Annotated in this window: 17 protein-coding genes; 14 read left to right on the top strand and 3 right to left on the bottom strand. The window is 41.1% G+C overall.

The annotated features are described in order from the left end of the window. Positions 1-26: 26 nt before the first annotated feature. The gene (locus WDB87_RS14505; protein ID WP_286246285.1) at positions 27-1,727 is read right to left on the bottom strand and encodes a dipeptidyl-peptidase 3 family protein; all 1,701 of its coding nucleotides are present in this window, start codon (positions 1,725-1,727) and stop codon (positions 27-29) included. Positions 1,728-2,002: 275 nt separating this feature from the next. Here WDB87_RS14505 and WDB87_RS14500 point away from each other — a divergent pair, with 275 nt between their 5' ends. Continuing rightward, positions 2,003-2,842 (top strand): HDOD domain-containing protein, encoded by an 840-nt coding sequence (locus tag WDB87_RS14500; protein WP_286246286.1) that lies wholly within the window; start codon positions 2,003-2,005, stop codon positions 2,840-2,842. Positions 2,843-2,933: 91 nt separating this feature from the next. Here WDB87_RS14500 and rdgC read toward each other — a convergent pair whose 3' ends face one another. After that, positions 2,934-3,842 (bottom strand): recombination-associated protein RdgC, encoded by a 909-nt coding sequence (gene rdgC, locus WDB87_RS14495; protein ID WP_004586854.1) that lies wholly within the window; start codon positions 3,840-3,842, stop codon positions 2,934-2,936. 83 nt (positions 3,843-3,925) lie between these two features. Continuing rightward, the gene (locus tag WDB87_RS14490; protein ID WP_286246287.1) at positions 3,926-5,683 is read right to left on the bottom strand and encodes a sensor histidine kinase; all 1,758 of its coding nucleotides are present in this window, start codon (positions 5,681-5,683) and stop codon (positions 3,926-3,928) included. A gap of 361 nt (positions 5,684-6,044) precedes the next feature. Here WDB87_RS14490 and WDB87_RS14485 point away from each other — a divergent pair, with 361 nt between their 5' ends. The 13 genes from WDB87_RS14485 (at position 6,045) to WDB87_RS14425 (ending at position 19,178) form a co-directional block, all read left to right on the top strand. Next, positions 6,045-6,413, top strand: coding sequence for a response regulator (locus WDB87_RS14485; RefSeq protein WP_286246288.1), 369 nt, complete (start codon positions 6,045-6,047; stop codon positions 6,411-6,413). 229 nt (positions 6,414-6,642) lie between these two features. Then, a complete protein-coding gene (gene thrA, locus WDB87_RS14480; RefSeq protein ID WP_337850257.1) occupies positions 6,643-9,060 on the top strand; it encodes a bifunctional aspartate kinase/homoserine dehydrogenase I in 2,418 nt (805 codons plus the stop codon). 9 nt (positions 9,061-9,069) lie between these two features. Further along, entirely contained in the window at positions 9,070-10,005 is a 936-nt protein-coding gene (thrB, locus tag WDB87_RS14475; RefSeq protein ID WP_337850256.1) for a homoserine kinase, read from the top strand. Between the two features lie 11 nt (positions 10,006-10,016). Beyond that, positions 10,017-11,300 (top strand): threonine synthase, encoded by a 1,284-nt coding sequence (thrC, locus tag WDB87_RS14470; protein ID WP_286246291.1) that lies wholly within the window; start codon positions 10,017-10,019, stop codon positions 11,298-11,300. Between the two features lie 269 nt (positions 11,301-11,569). After that, positions 11,570-12,826 carry a serine hydroxymethyltransferase gene (gene glyA / locus WDB87_RS14465; RefSeq protein WP_055018152.1) on the top strand — a complete coding sequence of 419 codons (1,257 nt, stop codon included), beginning with the start codon at positions 11,570-11,572 and terminating at the stop codon, positions 12,824-12,826. 411 nt (positions 12,827-13,237) lie between these two features. After that, positions 13,238-13,687 carry a transcriptional regulator NrdR gene (gene nrdR, locus WDB87_RS14460; RefSeq protein WP_004586861.1) on the top strand — a complete coding sequence of 150 codons (450 nt, stop codon included), beginning with the start codon at positions 13,238-13,240 and terminating at the stop codon, positions 13,685-13,687. Positions 13,688-13,689: 2 nt separating this feature from the next. Further along, positions 13,690-14,823: a bifunctional diaminohydroxyphosphoribosylaminopyrimidine deaminase/5-amino-6-(5-phosphoribosylamino)uracil reductase RibD gene (gene ribD, locus WDB87_RS14455; RefSeq protein ID WP_337850255.1), complete on the top strand. Its 1,134-nt coding sequence runs from the start codon at positions 13,690-13,692 to the stop codon at positions 14,821-14,823. Positions 14,824-14,839: 16 nt separating this feature from the next. Continuing rightward, a complete protein-coding gene (locus WDB87_RS14450; RefSeq protein ID WP_337850254.1) occupies positions 14,840-15,493 on the top strand; it encodes a riboflavin synthase in 654 nt (217 codons plus the stop codon). A gap of 29 nt (positions 15,494-15,522) precedes the next feature. Next, positions 15,523-16,635, top strand: a complete 1,113-nt coding sequence (gene ribBA, locus WDB87_RS14445) for a bifunctional 3,4-dihydroxy-2-butanone-4-phosphate synthase/GTP cyclohydrolase II (protein ID WP_337850253.1) — start codon at positions 15,523-15,525, stop codon at positions 16,633-16,635. A 101-nt stretch (positions 16,636-16,736) separates the two neighbouring features. Next, positions 16,737-17,201, top strand: a complete 465-nt coding sequence (gene ribH / locus WDB87_RS14440; protein WP_004586865.1) for a 6,7-dimethyl-8-ribityllumazine synthase — start codon at positions 16,737-16,739, stop codon at positions 17,199-17,201. Positions 17,202-17,216: 15 nt separating this feature from the next. Continuing rightward, on the top strand, positions 17,217-17,627 hold the full coding sequence (gene nusB / locus WDB87_RS14435; RefSeq protein ID WP_004586866.1) for a transcription antitermination factor NusB: 411 nt from the start codon (positions 17,217-17,219) through the stop codon (positions 17,625-17,627). A 94-nt stretch (positions 17,628-17,721) separates the two neighbouring features. Then, positions 17,722-18,696: a thiamine-phosphate kinase gene (gene thiL / locus WDB87_RS14430; protein ID WP_337850252.1), complete on the top strand. Its 975-nt coding sequence runs from the start codon at positions 17,722-17,724 to the stop codon at positions 18,694-18,696. Beyond that, complete coding sequence (locus tag WDB87_RS14425) at positions 18,693-19,178, top strand: phosphatidylglycerophosphatase A family protein (protein ID WP_286246296.1); 486 nt, start codon at positions 18,693-18,695, stop codon at positions 19,176-19,178. The genes thiL and WDB87_RS14425 overlap by 4 nt, the downstream gene beginning before the upstream one ends. Positions 19,179-19,194 lie beyond the last annotated feature (16 nt).

Raw genomic sequence — 19,194 nt, 5'->3', positions numbered from 1 at the left:
GCTTTATTAAAGTATTACGTGTTGGGTTAGTTAAGGCCTAGCACGTCTTTACCTTGTTTAAAGGTTACATCTACAGGGATATTAGCTTGGCTTAGTTTTTCTAGGTCTTTAGCAAGCTCTTCTTTAATATCGCCATGAGTGGCAATCAGTTGATCTACTTTTTCGTAATCGCCGTCACCTTGTAATGTTAAAATTAAGCGCGACAGCTTAGCCATAGCCACACCCATTTTTTCCATATTGACACGGTATAAGCCTTCTTCATTTTTAGAAAAAGCGCCTTCTTGTGCAAAAAAGTTAAAGCGGATCATGTTGGCTTTACCATGTGCGCTTGATGCACCAAAACGCACTGAGCGGAAAATACCCGCCATAAAGGTGGTGTAGTAATCTTCTAATGTGCCTTCTGTAATTTCGCCTTTTTTAAGTAACTGTTCAACCATGTATAAACCTAAAATATCGGCTTTACCTTCTTCAAGTGCGCTTGCGTGCTCTTGTAATGATTGGCGCACAGTGCCTTTATTTGTAATGGTGTTTTTAATACCTAGGCCATGAGCCACTTCGTGAAACATGGTATTGGCAAAAAAGGCGTTAAAAGTAATATGCTTACGTTGCTCAGGTACAATTAACTGCTCAGCAATCGGCACTAAAATTTTATCAAATTTTGCACGCATTGCATTTTTAAGCTGCAGGCGACGAGTGCCTTTTTCAAGCTGTACTTGCTCATCGTTTGGCAAGTTAATGGCAATGGTTTTACTGCCCGCATTTGAGTGACCTGCATAGTAAACCACATCGTAAGCATTCAAGTCGGCATCTGAGCCCGGCACTTCTTGCTTATATTTAGCATCTACCGGTAAACCTTTTTGCAGCTCGGGTAAAAAGGCCGCAAATTTAGCTAGGCGCTCGCTCCATTTTAAATCTTTAATTAGTACATACGACTCATAGGCAGAGCGGTAGCCAAAGAGTTGATCTTCGTAAGTTTCAATTGGGCCAATAACCACATCAACTGGGTTATTTTTCATATCCATCCAGGCAAAGTCAGAACCCTGAAAATCATCTTTTTGCAGTGCATCAGCACGTAAGTTTAAGTAATTGGCAAATTCTTTATCATCGGCAAGCTTACTGGCTTCACGCAATAAATCTGCTGCTTTAGCTAACTCTTGCGCGTATTCTTTTGAATAAGGCACACTGTAAAGATTACCTTGCTCATCACGTTTGATTAATGAGTAAAGGCCTTTTTTATCATTTACGTCGGCGTTATTTAGCTCTTCTTTTGTTATGTCGGCAGGGTAGAATTGTGCGCCAAGGGCTTTTTCTTTGTAGCCTGATAAAAACGGTTCGTCACCATTTAAACGATCCCATGGGCCGTAGTTAATATCAGCAAATTTACGTACCTTTTCATCACTTAGCTTCGCTAAAAAAGCGTCTTTATTATCGCCAAAAGCCTGCTTCCAAAAAAGATCGTCCATAATTTTAGAAGCGTCGATAAGCTTAGCTACCATGGCTTTTTGATTCTCACTTAAATGAGATAGGTCGGCTTCGAGGCTAAAGTCGGTGTAAATATCTAAACGTTGTTTATCAATGTTAATTAAATCTGGGCCAGCTTGTGCGGCACTTTTTTGAGCAAGCTCTACACTTGTGGCTTCGGTCGAAGAGGGGGCTTGCTCTGAACATGCACTAAGAAAAACGACGCCTGAGAGTAAAATTGCTTGGCTAATTTTGTTTAAGATCATTTGATTGCCTGTTAAAAAAGTAAGTTTAATTATTTGTACGCTTAAACTTAATTGCTAGCGCGTACAAACGTTTCCTTATAGTGACTGCATTAAAGCAAAACTAAATAGTAAATAGCAAGTGTTTGGCGGTGTACCGCGGCTACAGGCGATAATAACAATTAATTTATATAATTTTCTTAACTTTATCGGTAAGTTAGATAATACTGGTTATATTACTCATTTTATCCGAGGTTAGCAGTTGCATTGCGGCCCAGAAACAAAAGGATGACAGTTCTATGTCTACAGAAAATGCACTATTAACGATTTTGGTTGATAGAATCAATAACGACACTTTAGTTTTACCTACGTTACCTGAAGTTGCAATTAAAGTACGCCAAGCGGCCGACAACCCTGATGTAAACCTAATGCAAATGTCAGACGTGATTGGCCAAGACCCCGCTCTTTCAGCGCGCATGATTAAAGTGGCTAACAGTGCAATTATGGGTCGAGCGGTTAAAGTATCTAACTTACAGCAAGCGGTGACTCGTATTGGTTTGCGTCAAATTAAAAATATAGCCACAGCAATGGCAATGGAGCAGCTGTTTGTTTCTAAAAATGAGCTAATAAAAGGCTACATGAGTAAAGCGTGGCAAAAAACGCTAAATGTGGCAGGGCATTCAATTACGCTTATGGCGTTTTATTTACAAAATAACAAACGTACATCATTAAATAGTGACTCCATTACACTTGCATCGTTGGTATATAACATTGGTGTATTGCCTATTTTAACCGAGGCTGAGCGCCATCCAGAGGTATTTGCTAACCCAAGCTTTTTAGCACATGCAATTCAAAAGCTCAGTGGTAAAATTGGTGGCTCAATTATGGGCGCGTGGGAGTTTCCACCCGAATTTGTAAATGTAGCTAAGCATTGGGCTGACCCTACGTATCGCCCTGAGGAGATTAGTTATGTTGACTTTATTCGCATTGGCGCCATTTTAGAGGGCACTTTACAAGTTTCTGATAAATCAGCGGCTTTACAAACTTACATAGATAAAGGTGTTATTCCTTCTATGCAGTTATTTTCAAGTGATGAATACAACGACATGCTTGAAAATGTTAAAGACACATTTAGCTAATTAGCCGTTATCAGGTAAAAGCAAAAAGCACGACTGGGTCGTGCTTTTTATGTTTTTTACAGCGCTAAGCAATCTGTACTAATTGAGCGTTTTATAAATCTTCTGCATCACCTAAACCGGCAGTCAGTTCTTCAAGCAGTAGCTTGATTTCTTCTGAGGCTAAAATAAAGTCTGCGTCTAATTTAACCGCCATATCTTCTTTAGGAATATCGGCATTTTCTTCTTTTAAGGTTTCTGAGTAGCTTAAACGCTTGATCGAGCCATCGTTTTGCAGCATAAACTTCAGGCGCTCCTGCCAATCAAGTGCAAGCTTAGTCACGCGTTTACCATTTTCTAGGTGCGATTTAACTTCATCACACGATAAATCATGGCCTTTTAATTTAACTTGTGCGCCACTGTCGTCGGCTTCTTCAAGTTCTGCGTCAAACCCTATAGCAAAGTTTTCTGGTGTACTGAAGTTAGTTAACCAATCAGTTAAAAATACATCTAGGTCGTAATTTGCAAAAGCAGGAACTACAGGTAATGTGCCCAAAGATTTTCGTAGCAGTGCAAGTAGCTCTTCTGCTTTATTAAAACTGCCACTGTTTACAACAACCCAACCGTTTTCTTGGTCAATAAAGGCAAACTGCAGGCTCGATTTTTTAAACGCTTGAGGCAATAAGGTCGTTAGAATGTTTTCTTTTAACTCGTCTTTTTCTTTCTTTTTAACCGGGCGGTTTTCTTCTGCTTCTATCTGATCTACTTTTTCGGCAACCATTTCATTAACAACAGATGCAGGTAGCACTTTCTCTTCACGCTTAGCACACACTAAAATACTTTTTTGTGAAAAATGCGCTAGCGAGTCACCATGCTTACCAAATGCTTTTGTCCAACCAAATGTAGACAGGTCTTGAGAGCCGCAAGGGCGAAATACATCTTGCTCTAACGCTTTTTCAAACTCTTCTTGAGTGTACGAAACATCTTGCTTGAAGCGATAACAAATCAGGTTACTAAACCACATAAGGTAACTTTTCCATCTTTTAAATTTGCTCAATCATAGCAATAAAATGGGGTTCTCGAAATGGCTGATTTTAAGCAAAGCCGTTATTGATTAAATAATGGCTTTGGCATGTTTTTAGGAAACTCAATATGATAATGAAGCCCTTTGCCAGGCTCACTGCTTGCCTCTATTGAGCCGCTAAGCGTTTGCTTAACTAAGTTAAAGGTGATGTGTGTGCCTAAACCACTGCCGCCTTGGTCGCGTTTTGTAGTAAAAAATGGGTCGAATAATTTGGCTAATTGCTCTTTTGTTACGCCATTACCGTTATCGGTGTAATCAACAATAAGTAACGTATCATTAGCACTAATATTTATATCAATATTGCCCTGCGCGATATTATCAAAACCATGAATAATCGAGTTCATAATTAAGTTGGTAAAAATTTGACTAATCGCCCCTGCAGGTAAGTTAAGAACTAAGTCATCAGGACACTGTAAGTTTATGGTGTGCTTGGTTTTTTTAAGCTTAGGGTGAAGCGATAAAATCACTTCGTTTAAATAATCTTTAAGGTTAATTGTTCTTACAGCTTCACTGGCTTGGTCTACCGCTATTTGTTTAAAGCTAGCAATAAGCTCAGAGGCTCTATCAAGGTTGGTCGTTAGTAAGCTCGTACTTTGTTTGGCTTCGTTTATAAATTCTTCTAAGGCTTTAGGCGATAACTTTTTATCTTTATAGGCGTTTTCTAAAGTGTTTAAACGCTCTTGTAAAAACGATATAGCAGTTACACCAATACCAATGGGGGTGTTTATGTCGTGTGTGATCCCGGCTACTAATCCGCCTAGTGCAGCCATTTTTTCTGTGCCTACTAAGCGCTCTTGTGCAAGGCTTAGCTCGTCAAGGTAGCGCTCAAGCTCTTTTTGTTTAGTTAGTAGTTCTTCCTCGGTGTGCCGACGTAAGTCTACTTCTTCGGTTAGTACGAGCTTTTGCTTTTCTAGTTCGTACTTTTGTTGTTGCAAATCCATCATTGCCTGGCTTAAGTTTGATGTTTTCCGCGCAACATCTTGCTCTAACTGTATATTGTGCTGATCGAGCTTTTCATTACTAACAATTAACTCACGCTGGGTGTGCTCGAGCTCTTTTCTGTATTGGACTACTTTATCTATTAAGTTATTAAAAGACTGCTCCATAACGTTTAGCTCGTTATGCTCTTCGGTCTCAATGTCTATGTGTTGACCTTCTAAGTCATCAAGCTCTAAGTTTTCTATTTGATCGGTTAACTCGGTTAAAGGGTCGGTGAGCAGTTTTCTAAATGCCATTAAAAATAGAATGATCAAAAAGGTGGTTTTGATCATGGCGTTACCAATTAAAAAGTAAATAGATACCATTATTCGGCTAAATACCACATCGCGGCTAGAGAACAAGGTTACATCGCCTACTTGCGTAGCGCGGCCTGAAAATTCAAAAATTAGCGGAAAGGTATAGCCAAAAAGCCCTGATTTGGTGTCTTCAATAATAACTTCTTCTTGCACGAGTTGCTGGTTATAAAGTTTATGTATATCGAGAGAGCGGCCCAGCTGCGAAATAATTTCACCGCTGTCATCGCGCACTATAATGCCCTCCACCATAGGTATAGCTAGCAAGCCTTCTGCGGTAGTAATGGTTTGCTTTGTGTTTAGTTCCCAAATTGCGCGAGTTAAACTTCGGCTGAAGGTTTTTTGTAGCGTACTTAGCTCATCACGTATGTAGTCTTTAGTATTTACAAATTCAGCAAGCACCTGCCCACATGTCACCACAAAGGTAAGTAAAAAATACACTGATAAAACATTAGTTAACAATTTCTTAGAGAGACTTTTTTGTAACATATGGGATTTACTCATCCGGTGTAATAATAGCTAAGTTGCAATTTCTAACTTAAAAGTTAGTCAATAAAACCTTAAAAATAAATAAAAAATTTATATTTTAAAGAGATAGCTCAGAAAGTGAGTCGTTTTGTTTTAATAATAGTGCACTAAACTAATTTAAATTAATTTTAATGCTTAATAAAATTACAAAAATGACAAGTAGGTAGAGGTATTATTAATAATATTTAACATTTTATTGTAAAGTTACAGCATTACATTATGCGAATAAGCAGCGTGTTGGAGTTTTAGGAACGTGTTAGAATAGAAAAACCAATGGATGGCTCGTTTTTATAATTTTTAGAAGGTTATTTTAGTAGTTAACATGATGAAATTTTCTATATTAGTGTGTGATGACTCTACTGTTGCACGCAAACAAGTTGTGCGTTGTTTAAATGAATGTGTGACTGCCGACATACAACAAGCGGTTAATGGTGCCGATGCGCTTGAGCTTTTACGCTTGCAGCAGTTTGATCTTTTATGTTTAGACTTAACCATGCCAGAAGTTGACGGCGTACAAGTACTTGAGCGCATTAAGGCAGAAAAAATAGAGTGTTTTGTACTGGTGATCTCGGCTGATATACAACAACAAATGAAGCAAAAAGTCGCGCAGCTAGGTGCTATCGACTTTATAAATAAACCTATTAATAAATCTGCTTTAAGTGAAGTTTTGCATAAATTTGGCATTCATTAGGTTTTTTCATGTTCAAAAAGGCTGTTTTATCTTTTAATTTAGGGTTGACAGCATAGCCTTTGTTAAGGCAGTCTTAAGCTTATGAAAACAATTAATCGCGTACTGACCATTATTATTACAACCACCATTCTTTCTGGATAGTGGCATAGGTCGGTGCAACAAATTTAAAGGCCTGTGTTCACTAAGAACACAGGCCTTTTTTCGTTTTATGGGATGAGGAACATAAATAATGCGCGTTTTAAAATTTGGTGGCTCTTCGCTTGCCGACTTTGCATGTTTACAACAGGTAGCTCAGTTAGTTAAAGCACAGTTAAAAGATGAAATGCTATTGGTGCTTTCTGCGCCAGGTGGTATGACCGATTCGTTAGTTGCCTTAGCAAGTGCAGCTGAGCAAGGCTTAGATTTTTCACAGCAGTGGCAAGCATTAGTGAGCCGTTGTGAAGGGCTAAAAGCTGATGTAGAAAAAAATGGCGGTGAAGTAACTAACTGGCCTGATTTAAATGAGCTTAAAAATAAGCTTGATGGTGTGGCGCTAATTAAGTGCTGCCCAGATCAAATTCGTGCATTTGTAATTAGCTTTGGTGAGCGTGTTAGTGTATCGCTTATGCAAAGTTTATTAAGCTCTCATAATGCTCAATACCTTGAAGCAACGCGCTGTGTTGCCTCTACCGGTGGTTACATCGATGCAGAGGCTGATTTAGTTGCAAGTAAAGCGCGTTTTCAAGCGGTATTAAAAGAAAACCCAGCGACTATTTACATTATGCCAGGCTTTACGGCAAGTAATGAGCAAGGCGAACTTACTACACTTGGCCGTAATGGCTCTGATTACTCAGCAGCTATTGCAGCGGCGTGTTTAGAGGCTGAAATTTGTCAAATTTGGACAGATGTTGATGGTGTATACAGCGCTGATCCGCGTTATATCAAAAAAGCGACTAAAGTAGATTTCTTATCTTATAAAGAAGCAATGGAGCTTTCTTATTTTGGCGCTAAAGTACTTCACCCTAAAACCATTTTACCGTGCGCGAAAGCAGGTGTGCCGTGTGAAATTAAAAACACCCACAACCCAGATGCGCAAGGGTCATTAATTGGTAACGACTATTCATCGGATGAGCCAGTAAAAGCGCTTTCTAGCTTGCAAGATTTAGCTATGCTTACCGTGTCAGGCCCAGGCATGAAAGGTAAAGTGGGTATGGCGTCTAAAGTATTTAATGCCCTTGCACACGATAACGTATCAATAGTATTAATTACTCAATCATCGTGTGAATTTAGCATTAGCTTTTGTGTGCACGAAAGCGATTTAGCGCTAGCGCTAGAAGCCTTACAAAGTGCGTTTGAGCTTGAATTAAAAGCAGGCTTAATTGAGCCAGTACAAGTACAACGTAATCTTGCTATTGTTACATTAGTGGGCGATAACATGCGTGCACACAAAGGTTTAGCTGCACAGTTTTTTGCATCTCTTGCACAGGCCCAAGTAAACATTGTAGCCATTGCGCAGGATTCTACAGAAAGTGCTATTTCGGCGGTTATCGATGGTGAGCTTTGTAACGATGCAGTAAAAATATGCCATGAAAACTTTTTTACGCATGTCCCTTCAATTGACGTGTTTTTACTTGGCTGCGGCTTAGTAGGTCAAGAGCTTATTTCTCAGTTAGAGCGCCAGCAAGCGTGGCTTGAAAAGCGTAATATTAAGTTAAACCTATATGGCGTTGCGAATTCTCGTCAACTGCATTTAGACAGTGAAGGTATTGCATTTGATGACTGGCAGCAAAAGCTAGCAGCATCAGAGCAAGCGTTTGACTTAAATTTAGTCGAGCAGTTTGTAAAACAAAATCACTTAGTAAACCCAGTGCTTGTAGATTGTACGTCTTCCGATGCGCTAGCGGCTCAGTATGTGGATTTTCTAAATGCGGGTTTCCATGTGGTTGCCGCTAATAAAAAAGCAACAACCAGCTCATACGCTTATTACCAAGACTTAATTGCAGCAACACAAAAAAATAACCGTAAGTTTTTATACGAAACAAACGTAGGTGCAGGCTTGCCAGTAATCGATAACCTACAGTCGTTATTTGGTGCAGGTGATGAGTTACTTGAGTTTAGCGGTATTTTATCAGGTTCTCTGTCGTACATGTTTGGTGCATTAGAAGATGGTTTATCACTTTCTGAGGCAACCATAAAAGCGAAAGAAAGCGGTTTTACCGAGCCAGATCCACGCGATGATTTATCGGGTACCGATGTAGCACGTAAATTACTTATTATTGCTCGCGAAGCCGGCATGAAGTTAGAGCTTAGCGATATAGAAGTTGAATCGGTATTGCCACAAGGTTTTGCTCAAGGCGACAGCGTAGATGAATTTATGGCTAAACTACCAAGTTTAGACGCTGAGTTTAATGACCGTATTCAAAGTGCTGCAGCAGAGGGCAAGGTACTTCGTTATGTAGGTACAATTAAAGAAGGCCACTGTAAAGTGGGTATTGAAGCGGTAGACTCATCGCACGCATTGAATGTAATTCGTGATGGTGAAAACGCGTTAGCAATTTTAAGCCAGTATTATCAACCACGTCCGTTTGTAATTCGCGGTTACGGCGCAGGCTCTGCAGTAACTGCAGCCGGCGTATTTGCCGACGTATTAAAAACGTTATCGCGCTAGGAGTTAAAAATGATAGAAGTATATGCTCCGGCGTCTATAGGTAATTTTGCAGTTGGCTTTGACGCACTTGGTGCAGCGCTTGCGCCTATTGATGGCAGTTTATTAGGTGATGTAGCCGTAGTAAGCGCCGCTCAAAGTGATGAGTTTGTTTGCTCAGGCGAATACGCGCATAAGTTACCAAGCGATGCGAGTGAAAACCTAGCATATCAATGTTTAGTGCATTTTAGAGCGCACGTGGCACCAGATATGCCAAGTGTAAAATTAGAACTTAAAAAGAACTTACCAATTGGCTCAGGGCTTGGCTCGAGTGCGTGCTCTGTGGTAGCAACTTTTGCTGCGCTTGATAAATTTGCTCAAACCAATTTAAGCCAAGTTGAGCTTATTGAATTAATGGCTGATTTTGAAGCGATAGTCAGTGGTGGGCGTCATTATGACAATATCACCCCGTGTTATTTAGGTGGGCTGCAGCTTACAGGCGATTTAATTCCTGATAAGTCAATTGCTCTACCGGTAGATCAAAACTGGTACTACGTAGCGGCATTTCCTGGTTTTTCGCTTAATACCGCAAAGGCACGCTCGGTATTACCTAAAGAGCTAAGCATGCATGCTGGGGTTGAGTTTGCACAGCGTTTGTCGGCATTTAGCAGCTTGTTATTAACGCAGCGTTTTGATGATGCACTGAGCATTATGCAAGATGATATAGCAGAGCCGTATCGTGCACCTTTAATTACAGGGTTTAGCGAAGCGAAAGCAAGTTTGCCAGCCCTTGGTGCAGAGATTGTCAGTATTTCAGGTGCCGGCCCTACCTTATTTACAGTGTGTAAAACATTAGAAGCTGCAAAAAAATGTGCGCAGTGGTTAGCGCAAAACTATATAAATGAGCAAGGCTTTTGCCACATTTGTAAATTAGATAACGACGGCACGCGTCAATTAACAGTTTTATAGGATAGGCAGTTATGCAATTACATAATTTAAAAGAAAATACTCAAAAAGTGTCGTTTGTTGAAGCGGTAAAAACAGGGCTTGGGCGTAATCAGGGGGTATTTTTTCCTGAAAGCTTAGCGCCGCTGGCTGATGTAGATGCGTTATTAGATATGGACTTTGTTACACGTAGTAGCAAAATTTTATCGCACCTTATTGGCGATGAATTACCCGCTGATACTGTTGCTCAAATGGTTAAAAATGCGTTTAACTTCCCAGTAAAATTGGTAGAGGTTGAAGACAATAACTATTGTTTAGAGCTTTTCCATGGCCCTACGCTTGCGTTTAAAGACTTTGGCGGGCGTTTCATGGCTGAGTGTTTAGCACAGTTCAATCAAGGCGAAAAAGTCACGATTTTAACGGCAACCTCTGGCGATACTGGCGCTGCTGTAGCGCATGCGTTTTATAACAAACCAAATATAGATGTAGTTATTCTATACCCTAAAGGCAAAATTTCGCTTGCTCAGCAAAAGTTATTTACTACGCTTGGTAATAACATTCATTGTTACGCGGTAGATGGCAGTTTTGATGATTGCCAAGAGCTGGTTAAAAAGTCGTTTTTAGATGACGAAGTTAAATCTACACTTGGCCTTAATTCAGCTAACTCAATCAACATTAGCCGCCTAGTGGCACAAGTATGTTATTACTTTGAAGCCATTGCACAGCTACCAAAAGAAAAGCGTGCTACAGCGCACATTTCAGTCCCTAGTGGTAACTTTGGTAATGTATGTGCCGCGATGATTGGCGCGGTAATTGGTATGCCAGTAGGTAAACTAAGTGCTACAACTAATCAAAACGATACAGTGCCACGTTACATGCTTGATAAAAATTGGGCGCCAAATGCTACACTTGAGTCGCTTTCAAATGCGATGGATGTAAGCAAGCCAAATAACTGGCCGCGTGTGCAAACAATGCTAGATAATAACTGGTTTAGCTACGATAATTTTTACTCAACCAGTGTGAGCGAAGAAAACACGCAAGTAGTGATGAAAAATATTCAACAAACGGGTTATGTTGCAGAGCCGCATACCGCCATTGCTTACCAAGGCCTTGTAGAGAATAAAGCGCCCGGTGCGGCAGGGATCTTTTTAGCAACTGCTCACCCCGCTAAGTTTAAAGAAAGCGTAGAAGAGATTCTAAATATTGAACTTGATATGCCACAGCCACTTAGCGACGCGCTTGCTAAACCTTGTTTAGCAAGCGACATTAGCCCTGATTATGAAGCGTTGCGCACTGAAATACTTGCTAAGTTAGGCTAACTAACTTAGCGTTAAAAAGCGGCCTTGGCCGCTTTTTTTGTATTTTGAACGCGCTAAATGTAGTGTTTATCATTAACTAATTAAATGTAAAAAATAAAAATCATTTAAATTATTAATGTGTTTATAAAAAAATATCATCTTAAAAACGCTGTGAAATAGATTCAATCCCTGTTTAAATATCCTCAACTTAAGAGCGTAGGCAAAGAGTCGTTTACAGCGTACAATAAAGCCTCTAAAAAACACCATACACGTTGCCCTAGGAGACCCCAATGTTAGAACGTAGCATGAATATTTCGGATTTTGATCCAGAGTTATTTGACGCGATAAACAAAGAAACAGCTCGCCAAGAAGAGCACATTGAATTAATCGCATCAGAAAACTACTGTAGCCCACGCGTACTAGAAGCACAGGGTTCACAGCTTACAAACAAATACGCTGAAGGTTACCCGGGCAAACGTTACTATGGCGGTTGTGAGCATGTTGACGTAGTTGAACAACTTGCAATTGATCGTGCTAACGAGCTATTTGGTTCTGACTATGCAAACGTTCAGCCACATGCGGGTTCTCAAGCTAATGCAGCTGTTTTTTTAGCATTATTAGAAGCGGGTGACACTGTACTTGGTATGAGCTTAGCTCATGGTGGACACTTAACGCATGGTTCACACGTAAGCTTTTCAGGTAAGCTATATAATGCTATCCAATACGGACTAGACGAAGTAACCGGCGAAATTGATTACGCACAAGTTGAAGCGCTAGCACTAGAGCATAAACCAAAAATGATTATTGGTGGTTTTTCTGCATATTCAGGTATTGTTGATTGGGCTAAATTCCGTGAAATTGCTGATAAAGTAGGTGCTTACTTATTTGTTGATATGGCTCACGTTGCTGGTTTAATTGCGGCGGGTGTTTACCCAAGCCCAGTACCTCACGCGCATGTTGTAACCACAACAACACACAAAACGTTAGCAGGCCCTCGTGGTGGTTTAATTATTTCTGCATGTGGCGACGAAGCAATTTACAAAAAGCTTAACAGCGCTGTGTTCCCAGGTGGCCAAGGTGGTCCTTTATGTCACATTATTGCTGCAAAAGCCGTGGCATTTAAAGAAGCACTACAACCAGAATTTAAAACGTACCAAGCACAGGTAGTTAAAAATGCCCAAGCTATGGTTGCTGTTATGCAAGAGCGCGGTTACAAAATCGTATCTGATAAAACAGAAAACCACTTATTCTTACTTGATTTAATCGATAAAGATATCACAGGTAAAGATGCAGATGCAGCGCTTGGTAATGCAAATATTACCGTGAACAAAAACTCAGTACCAAACGATCCTCGTTCACCGTTTGTTACTTCAGGTTTGCGTATTGGTTCACCTGCAATTACGCGTCGTGGTTTTAAAGAAGCTGAATCGAAAGAGCTTGCAGGCTGGATTTGTGACGTATTAGACAACATCAACGATGAGTCTGTACAAGCGCAAGTTAAAGAAAAAGTTAAAGCAATTTGTGCAAAATTACCTGTATACGCTTAATTGCATAAGCAGCAGTAATTTAGAGCACAACAAGGGGCCTGTTTACCTTTCGAGATTTAATTTGCAGTAGTATGTTTGGTTTTTAGGCAAGGCAGAGTCTATGTAGTGTGGTTACTCCACACAAATAGGCGATAACGCAGCATAAATGCCAAACATGCACTGCCCTTGGGTTCGTCCTAGGGGCGATTTACTCTTTGTTGCCTACATGGATGTAGGTAAGGGGCGTGAGCAGGACGCGGAAGCTTTGCTCGGTTTTTACTTAGCCCACTAGGTTACAAACCTCGCGCCGCGATCAAATCACCCCTAGATAGAACAAATTTAATCCTGAAAGGCCAACAGGCCCTATTTTTTTGCTAAGATAAAAGGCCGCTAAACAGCGGCCTTTTTTGTTTAAAACGGAAGTACCTAGTTATGCATTGCCCATTTTGCACCGCAAAAGACACCAAAGTGATAGACTCACGCCTAGTAGGTGGAGGCCATCAAGTTCGCCGTCGCCGTGAATGTAATGAGTGTCACGAGCGATTTACTACCTTTGAAGGCGCCGAGTTAGTTATGCCACGTGTGATTAAACAAGATGGCAGCCGAGAGCCCTTTAATGAAGATAAGCTACTCAATGGCCTGAATCGCGCTCTAGAAAAACGCCCTGTAAGTACAGAGCAAGTAGATGAAGTGGTTAATATTATTAAATCGCAGTTGCGTGCTACCGGCGAGCGAGAGATATCAAGTCACCTAGTGGGTGAGTGCATAATGGAGGCGCTTAAAAAACTTGATAAAGTAGCCTATGTGCGGTTTGCCTCTGTGTATCGCTCGTTTGAAGATATACGCGAATTTGGTGAAGAAATTGCCCGTTTAGGGGAGTAATAATGCAAAACCAAGCAATTTTTACTGCACAAGACGAAATGTACATGGCACGCGCCATCGAGCTTGCAAAAAAAGGGCGATTTACAACCACCCCCAATCCTAATGTAGGGTGTGTTTTAGTTAAAGATAACCACATAATTGGTGAAGGGTTTCATCAATTAGCGGGGCAGGGGCATGCTGAGGTTAATGCCCTTGCAGTGGCCGGTGATAACGCAAAAGGCGCGACAGCCTATGTAACGCTTGAACCGTGTAGCCATTACGGACGCACTCCCCCGTGTGCAGAGGGTTTAAAAGCCGCAGGGGTAGTAAAAGTTATAGCGGCTATGGTCGACACTAACCCGCAAGTAGCAGGTAAAGGGCTTAAAATACTCAGCGATGCTGGTATTGAGGTTGCCTCTGGGCTTTTAGAGCAGCAAGCGCGCGCTCTTAATTTAGGTTTTTTTAAACGTATGGAGCAGGGTCTTCCTTATGTAACGTGTAAAATGGCGGCCAGTATTGATGGTAAAACCGCACTAAAAAATGGCCAGAGTAAGTGGATCACCGGCCCCGCTGCGCGACAAGATGTACAATTACACCGAGCACAAAGCTGCGCTATTTTAACCGGCGCCGATACGGTTATTACGGATGATGCTAAGCTCAATGTGAGGTTAAGCGAATTGCCACAGGCTTTGCCTACCGAATTACCCCTACGCCAACCGGTGCGGGTTATAATTGATTCACAAAATAGGCTGACACCAGAGCTGGCAGTATTTAATATTGAAAGTGAAATAATAATTTTTACTACCAAGGTTGATAAATCAACGCAGTGGCCGCACTTTGTAAGGCATATAGAAGTGCCACAGCAAAATAACAAAGTTAATTTAACGTCTGTTTTAGCACACCTTGCTAAGCTGCAATTTAATCATGTTTATTTAGAAGCCGGTGCCACACTTGCCGGTAAAATGACAGAGCTTAATTTAATAGACGAATATATATTTTATCTTGCGCCTAAACTCATGGGGTGCGATGCAAAAAGCTTGGTTAATTTTGCACCGCTGACAGATATGCAAAACACCGTTAACTTAACGTTTAAAGAGTGTGTGAAAGTGGGCGATGATTTACGTATAACCGCTACAAAACACATTCCAACCACTTAATTAAAAGAGTAGGGCTATGTTTACTGGAATAATAGAAGCCACAGGCAAAATTGCGCTATTACAAAAAAAACAAGGCGATTTAGCCATTCGCATTCAAAGCGCTAATCTTGATATGAGCGATGTAAAGCTTGGCGATAGCATTGCCACTAATGGCGTATGTTTAACGGTAGTTGATAAGCACATTGATGGCTTTAGTGCCGACTTATCAAACGAAACTATCAGCCTAACTGGGTTTGCAAATTATAATATAGGGCAAACTGTTAACCTTGAAAAAGCCATGCAACCGGTTTCACGTTTAGGCGGGCATTTAGTTTCTGGTCATGTGGATGGCATTGCAACCATTACAGCTATTACGAGTAATGCGCGCGCCACAGAATATTGGCTAAGCACCGATGAAAACTTAATGAAGTACATTCCTTACAAAGGGTCTGTATGTATAGATGGTATAAGCCTGACAGTAAACGCTGTACAAGGTAATAAATTTAAATTAACCATAGTGCCGCACACAAGCGAGCAAACCACCATTGCTGATTTTAAAGTGGGCACACGCGTTAATTTAGAAGTTGACCAAATTGCACGTTATTTAGAGCGCCTTATCAAAGGGGCTGAGCAGCCGACAGGCACAGACATTTCAATGAGCTTACTAGCTAAAGCTGGTTTTGTTAAATAACGACACTGATAACTTACACGAGCAAATTTATGAATTTACACAGCGCACAAGAAATCATCGACGACATTAAAGCCGGTAAAATGGTTATTTTAATGGATGACGAAGACAGAGAAAACGAAGGCGATTTAATTATTGCAGCAGAGCACATTAGCGCAGAAGCAATTAACTTTATGGCCACTCATGGCCGTGGTTTAATTTGTTTAACTATGACGCAAGAGCGTTGTGAACAGCTAGATTTACCGTTAATGGTAAAAAATAATGGCGCAGCGTTTTCTACTAACTTTACTATGTCGATCGAGGCTGCCAAAGGTGTAACAACCGGTATTTCAGCAGCCGATAGAGCACGTACAGTGCAAGCGGCAATTGCAAAAGGCGCCGTACCAAGTGATATTGTACAGCCAGGGCATATTTTTCCGATTATGGCGCAACCTGGTGGCGTTTTAACGCGTGCAGGGCATACCGAAGCTGGCTGTGATTTAGCACGCTTAGCCGGCCTTGAAGCCTCATCAGTTATTGTAGAAATTCTCAATGCCGATGGCACCATGGCGCGCCGCCCGGATTTAGAAGTATTTGCTAAAGAGCACAGTATTAAAATTGGCACAATTGCCGATTTAATTGAGTACCGAAACCTTAACGAAACCACTATTGAGCAAGTTGCTAAATGTAAACTGCCAACTGAACACGGTGAGTTTGATTTAGTCACGTACAAAGACACCATTGACGGTCAATTACATTACGTATTGTTAAAAGGCGAAATTAAAGAAAACGAGCCAACACTTGTGCGCGTGCACTTACAAAGTACTTTTAACGATATTTTACTTTCAGATAGAAGTGCGGATCGTAGTTGGGGGCTTTCTGATGCAATGGCTTACATTGCAAAAAATAACGGTGCACTGGTTATTTTAGGTAAACAAGAAAGCACCGAAGAGCTAGAGGCCACAGTAAAAGCATTTGCTGCTGCCGATGCTGGCGAGCATGTTACGCCGCGTAAATTTAAAGGTACTTCACGTACTGTGGGGGTGGGCTCACAAATACTAGCTGACTTAGGTATTACCCAAATGCGCTTAATGAGTCGACCTAAAAAGTACCATGCACTTTCGGGCTTTCACTTAGAAGTGGTTGATTACGTTGAGCCACAATAAGGGCTCAGCTTTTAACTAGTCTATTTTTTTATTTTTATGGTATGATGCGCAGCAATTTTTGCGCAATCGCAACCGCTTGAACATATTTTTAGGGTTATCAGATGAAAATTATTGAAGGTAATAAGTACGCTCCAGGCAAAAAATTCGCTATTGTTATTTCTCGTTTTAACGATTTTATTGGTAGCAGCCTATTAGAAGGTGCTGTTGATGAGCTAAAGCGTACCGGTGGCGTAGCCGATGATGACATTACCGTTGTGTATGTACCCGGTGCAGTAGAGTTACCTTTAGCAGCAAAACGCATTGCGGCAAAAAAAGAGTATGATGCAATCATCGCATTAGGCGTAGTGATCAGAGGTGGTACACCACACTTTGACCTCGTTGCTGGCGAATCTAACAAAGGCCTTGCAAATGTATCGCTTGAGTATGATATCCCGGTTGCATTTGGCGTATTAACCACAGAAAGCATTGAACAAGCAATTGAACGCGCTGGTACCAAAATGGGTAACAAAGGCGGCGAAGCGGCATTAGGCGCGCTTGAAATGGTTAATGTGTTAGATAAAATTTAAGTTTAAGGAATTTTTGTGAAACCAGCAGCAAGACGTAAAGCACGTATCTTAGCACTTCAAGCCGTTTATTCTTGGCAATTGAGTGGCAATTTAATTGCCGATATCGAACAACAAATGTTGATCGAAAACGACGTGACTAAAATTGATGTTGAATACTTTAAAGATTTAGCGCGTGGCGTTGCCGTTAATTACAAGCAACTAGATGAAGCTGTATCTCCGCATTTAACACGTCCATTTGATGATTTAGATATGGTAGAGCGTGCAATTTTACGTTTAAGCGCGTATGAGCTTAAATTCCGTGAAGATGTGCCATACAAAGTAGCAATCAATGAAGGCATTGAGCTTGCTAAAATATTTGGCGCTGAAGACAGCCATAAATTTGTAAACGGTGTACTTGATAAAGCTGTTAAGCATTTACGCAAGTAATACTAACCTTGCTAAAGCGCTCCGCTAAAGAGCCTAGCTTTAACAGTTAGTACACGTTAAAAAGGAGAGCCGGCATAGGTCGGCTTTTTTGTGTATGAAGGAATTTGAATTAATAAACCGCTACTTTAAAGGTCGCGGTATTACTCGTCGTGATGTAAGCCTAGGAATAGGGGACGACTGTGCATTAGTTACCGTTCCGCAAAACTGCCAACTGGCAGTAACCACAGATACGCTTGTATCGGGTGTTCATTTTTTTGATGATATTTCTCCCCGCGCATTAGGACACCGAGCATTGGCTGTAAATCTTAGTGATTTAGCAGCCATGGGAGCAGAGCCTACCTGGGTGTCGGTGGCATTAACCCTACCAAATATTAACCAGCAGTGGATTGAAGAATTTACTGAAGGCATGCACGAAATTGCAGAGTACTTTAATGTACAAATAATTGGTGGCGATACGACGCAGGGCCCGTTAACAGTGACTATATGTGCTAAAGGCACTGTGCCTGAGGGTAAAGCTTTACGCCGCGCAGGTGCTAAAGTGGGCGACTGGGTATGTGTAACTGGCACATTAGGTGATGCAGGCTTGGCTATTGAGTCTCGCAAACAAGGCTTAAGTATTGAACTTGAGCACTTAAAGTATATTAATAATCGCTTTGATTACCCAACTCCACAAGTTGCTGCTGGGCAAGTGTTACGTGGTCTTGCTTCATCAGCCATCGATGTGTCTGATGGCCTTATGGCGGATTTAACGCACATACTTGATATGTCACAAGTCAGCGCCAGTATAAATATTGAAAACATCCCAACCTCAGACGCTATGCGTTCAAGCCTGAGTTTTGAGGCACAATTGCCGTATATTTTAGGCTATGGCGATGACTACGAATTGCTTTTTACTGTCTCTGAAGATAATAAAAGCATGTTGGAGCTTAAATTACGCCAATACGGCGTAGAAGCTACGTGCATAGGGCAAATTAAAAGTGGCGAAGGCCATATTGAGCTTTTACACCACGGTGAAAAATTTAATTTTGAGCAACAGGGCTTTGAGCACTTTGCCAAGGAGCAGGTTTGACTAGCAAAAAACAGTTTAATTTAAAGCGACCACATCAGTTATTTGGCCTAGGGTTTGGCACTGGCCTTGCGCCTGTGGCGCCAGGCACCTTTGGTACATTTGCTGCTTTGCCATTTATTTTTATGACCATGTATTTTCCGCTTTGGCTACAAATAGTGTTTGCTGTGGTTATTAGTATTTTTGGTATTTGGGCGTGTGGCAAAACTGCCGATGACTTAGGTGTACACGACCATCCAGCCATAGTGTGGGATGAAGTTGCCGGTTATTACATTACCATGATTGGCGCAGCGCTTAGTTGGCAAACCTTACTGGTAGGCTTTTTATTATTTAGGTTTTTTGATATTGCCAAACCTGGCCCTATAAAAACGCTCGATAAGCGAATGCACGGCGGTGTGGGTATAATGGCCGATGATGTTCTTGCCGGTATTTTTTCGCTTATTTGTTTGCAAGCGTTAATAAAAGCAGGTTTACTACCCTTTTAATTTTTGTGTTTTATTT

The organism is Pseudoalteromonas sp. C12FD-1 (genome assembly GCF_037414265.1).
GTDB lineage: Bacteria > Pseudomonadota > Gammaproteobacteria > Enterobacterales > Alteromonadaceae > Pseudoalteromonas.
Note: the sequence above shows the minus strand (reverse complement) of the source record. Positions and strands in the feature narration are given on the sequence as shown.

What these genes read in the sequence shown, in the direction of transcription:
- thiL (WP_337850252.1), top strand. Translation starts at nt 17,722, where the DNA reads ATGAAGGAATTTGAATTAATAAACCGCTACTTTAAAGGTCGCGGTATT.
- WDB87_RS14490 (WP_286246287.1), bottom strand. Translation starts at nt 5,683, where the DNA reads ATGTTACAAAAAAGTCTCTCTAAGAAATTGTTAACTAATGTTTTATCA.
- nrdR (WP_004586861.1), top strand. Translation starts at nt 13,238, where the DNA reads ATGCATTGCCCATTTTGCACCGCAAAAGACACCAAAGTGATAGACTCA.
- WDB87_RS14500 (WP_286246286.1), top strand. Translation starts at nt 2,003, where the DNA reads ATGTCTACAGAAAATGCACTATTAACGATTTTGGTTGATAGAATCAAT.
- WDB87_RS14505 (WP_286246285.1), bottom strand. Translation starts at nt 1,727, where the DNA reads ATGATCTTAAACAAAATTAGCCAAGCAATTTTACTCTCAGGCGTCGTT.
- glyA (WP_055018152.1), top strand. Translation starts at nt 11,570, where the DNA reads ATGTTAGAACGTAGCATGAATATTTCGGATTTTGATCCAGAGTTATTT.
- WDB87_RS14485 (WP_286246288.1), top strand. Translation starts at nt 6,045, where the DNA reads ATGATGAAATTTTCTATATTAGTGTGTGATGACTCTACTGTTGCACGC.
- ribH (WP_004586865.1), top strand. Translation starts at nt 16,737, where the DNA reads ATGAAAATTATTGAAGGTAATAAGTACGCTCCAGGCAAAAAATTCGCT.
- ribBA (WP_337850253.1), top strand. Translation starts at nt 15,523, where the DNA reads ATGAATTTACACAGCGCACAAGAAATCATCGACGACATTAAAGCCGGT.
- thrC (WP_286246291.1), top strand. Translation starts at nt 10,017, where the DNA reads ATGCAATTACATAATTTAAAAGAAAATACTCAAAAAGTGTCGTTTGTT.
- thrB (WP_337850256.1), top strand. Translation starts at nt 9,070, where the DNA reads ATGATAGAAGTATATGCTCCGGCGTCTATAGGTAATTTTGCAGTTGGC.
- WDB87_RS14450 (WP_337850254.1), top strand. Translation starts at nt 14,840, where the DNA reads ATGTTTACTGGAATAATAGAAGCCACAGGCAAAATTGCGCTATTACAA.
- thrA (WP_337850257.1), top strand. Translation starts at nt 6,643, where the DNA reads ATGCGCGTTTTAAAATTTGGTGGCTCTTCGCTTGCCGACTTTGCATGT.
- ribD (WP_337850255.1), top strand. Translation starts at nt 13,690, where the DNA reads ATGCAAAACCAAGCAATTTTTACTGCACAAGACGAAATGTACATGGCA.
- rdgC (WP_004586854.1), bottom strand. Translation starts at nt 3,842, where the DNA reads ATGTGGTTTAGTAACCTGATTTGTTATCGCTTCAAGCAAGATGTTTCG.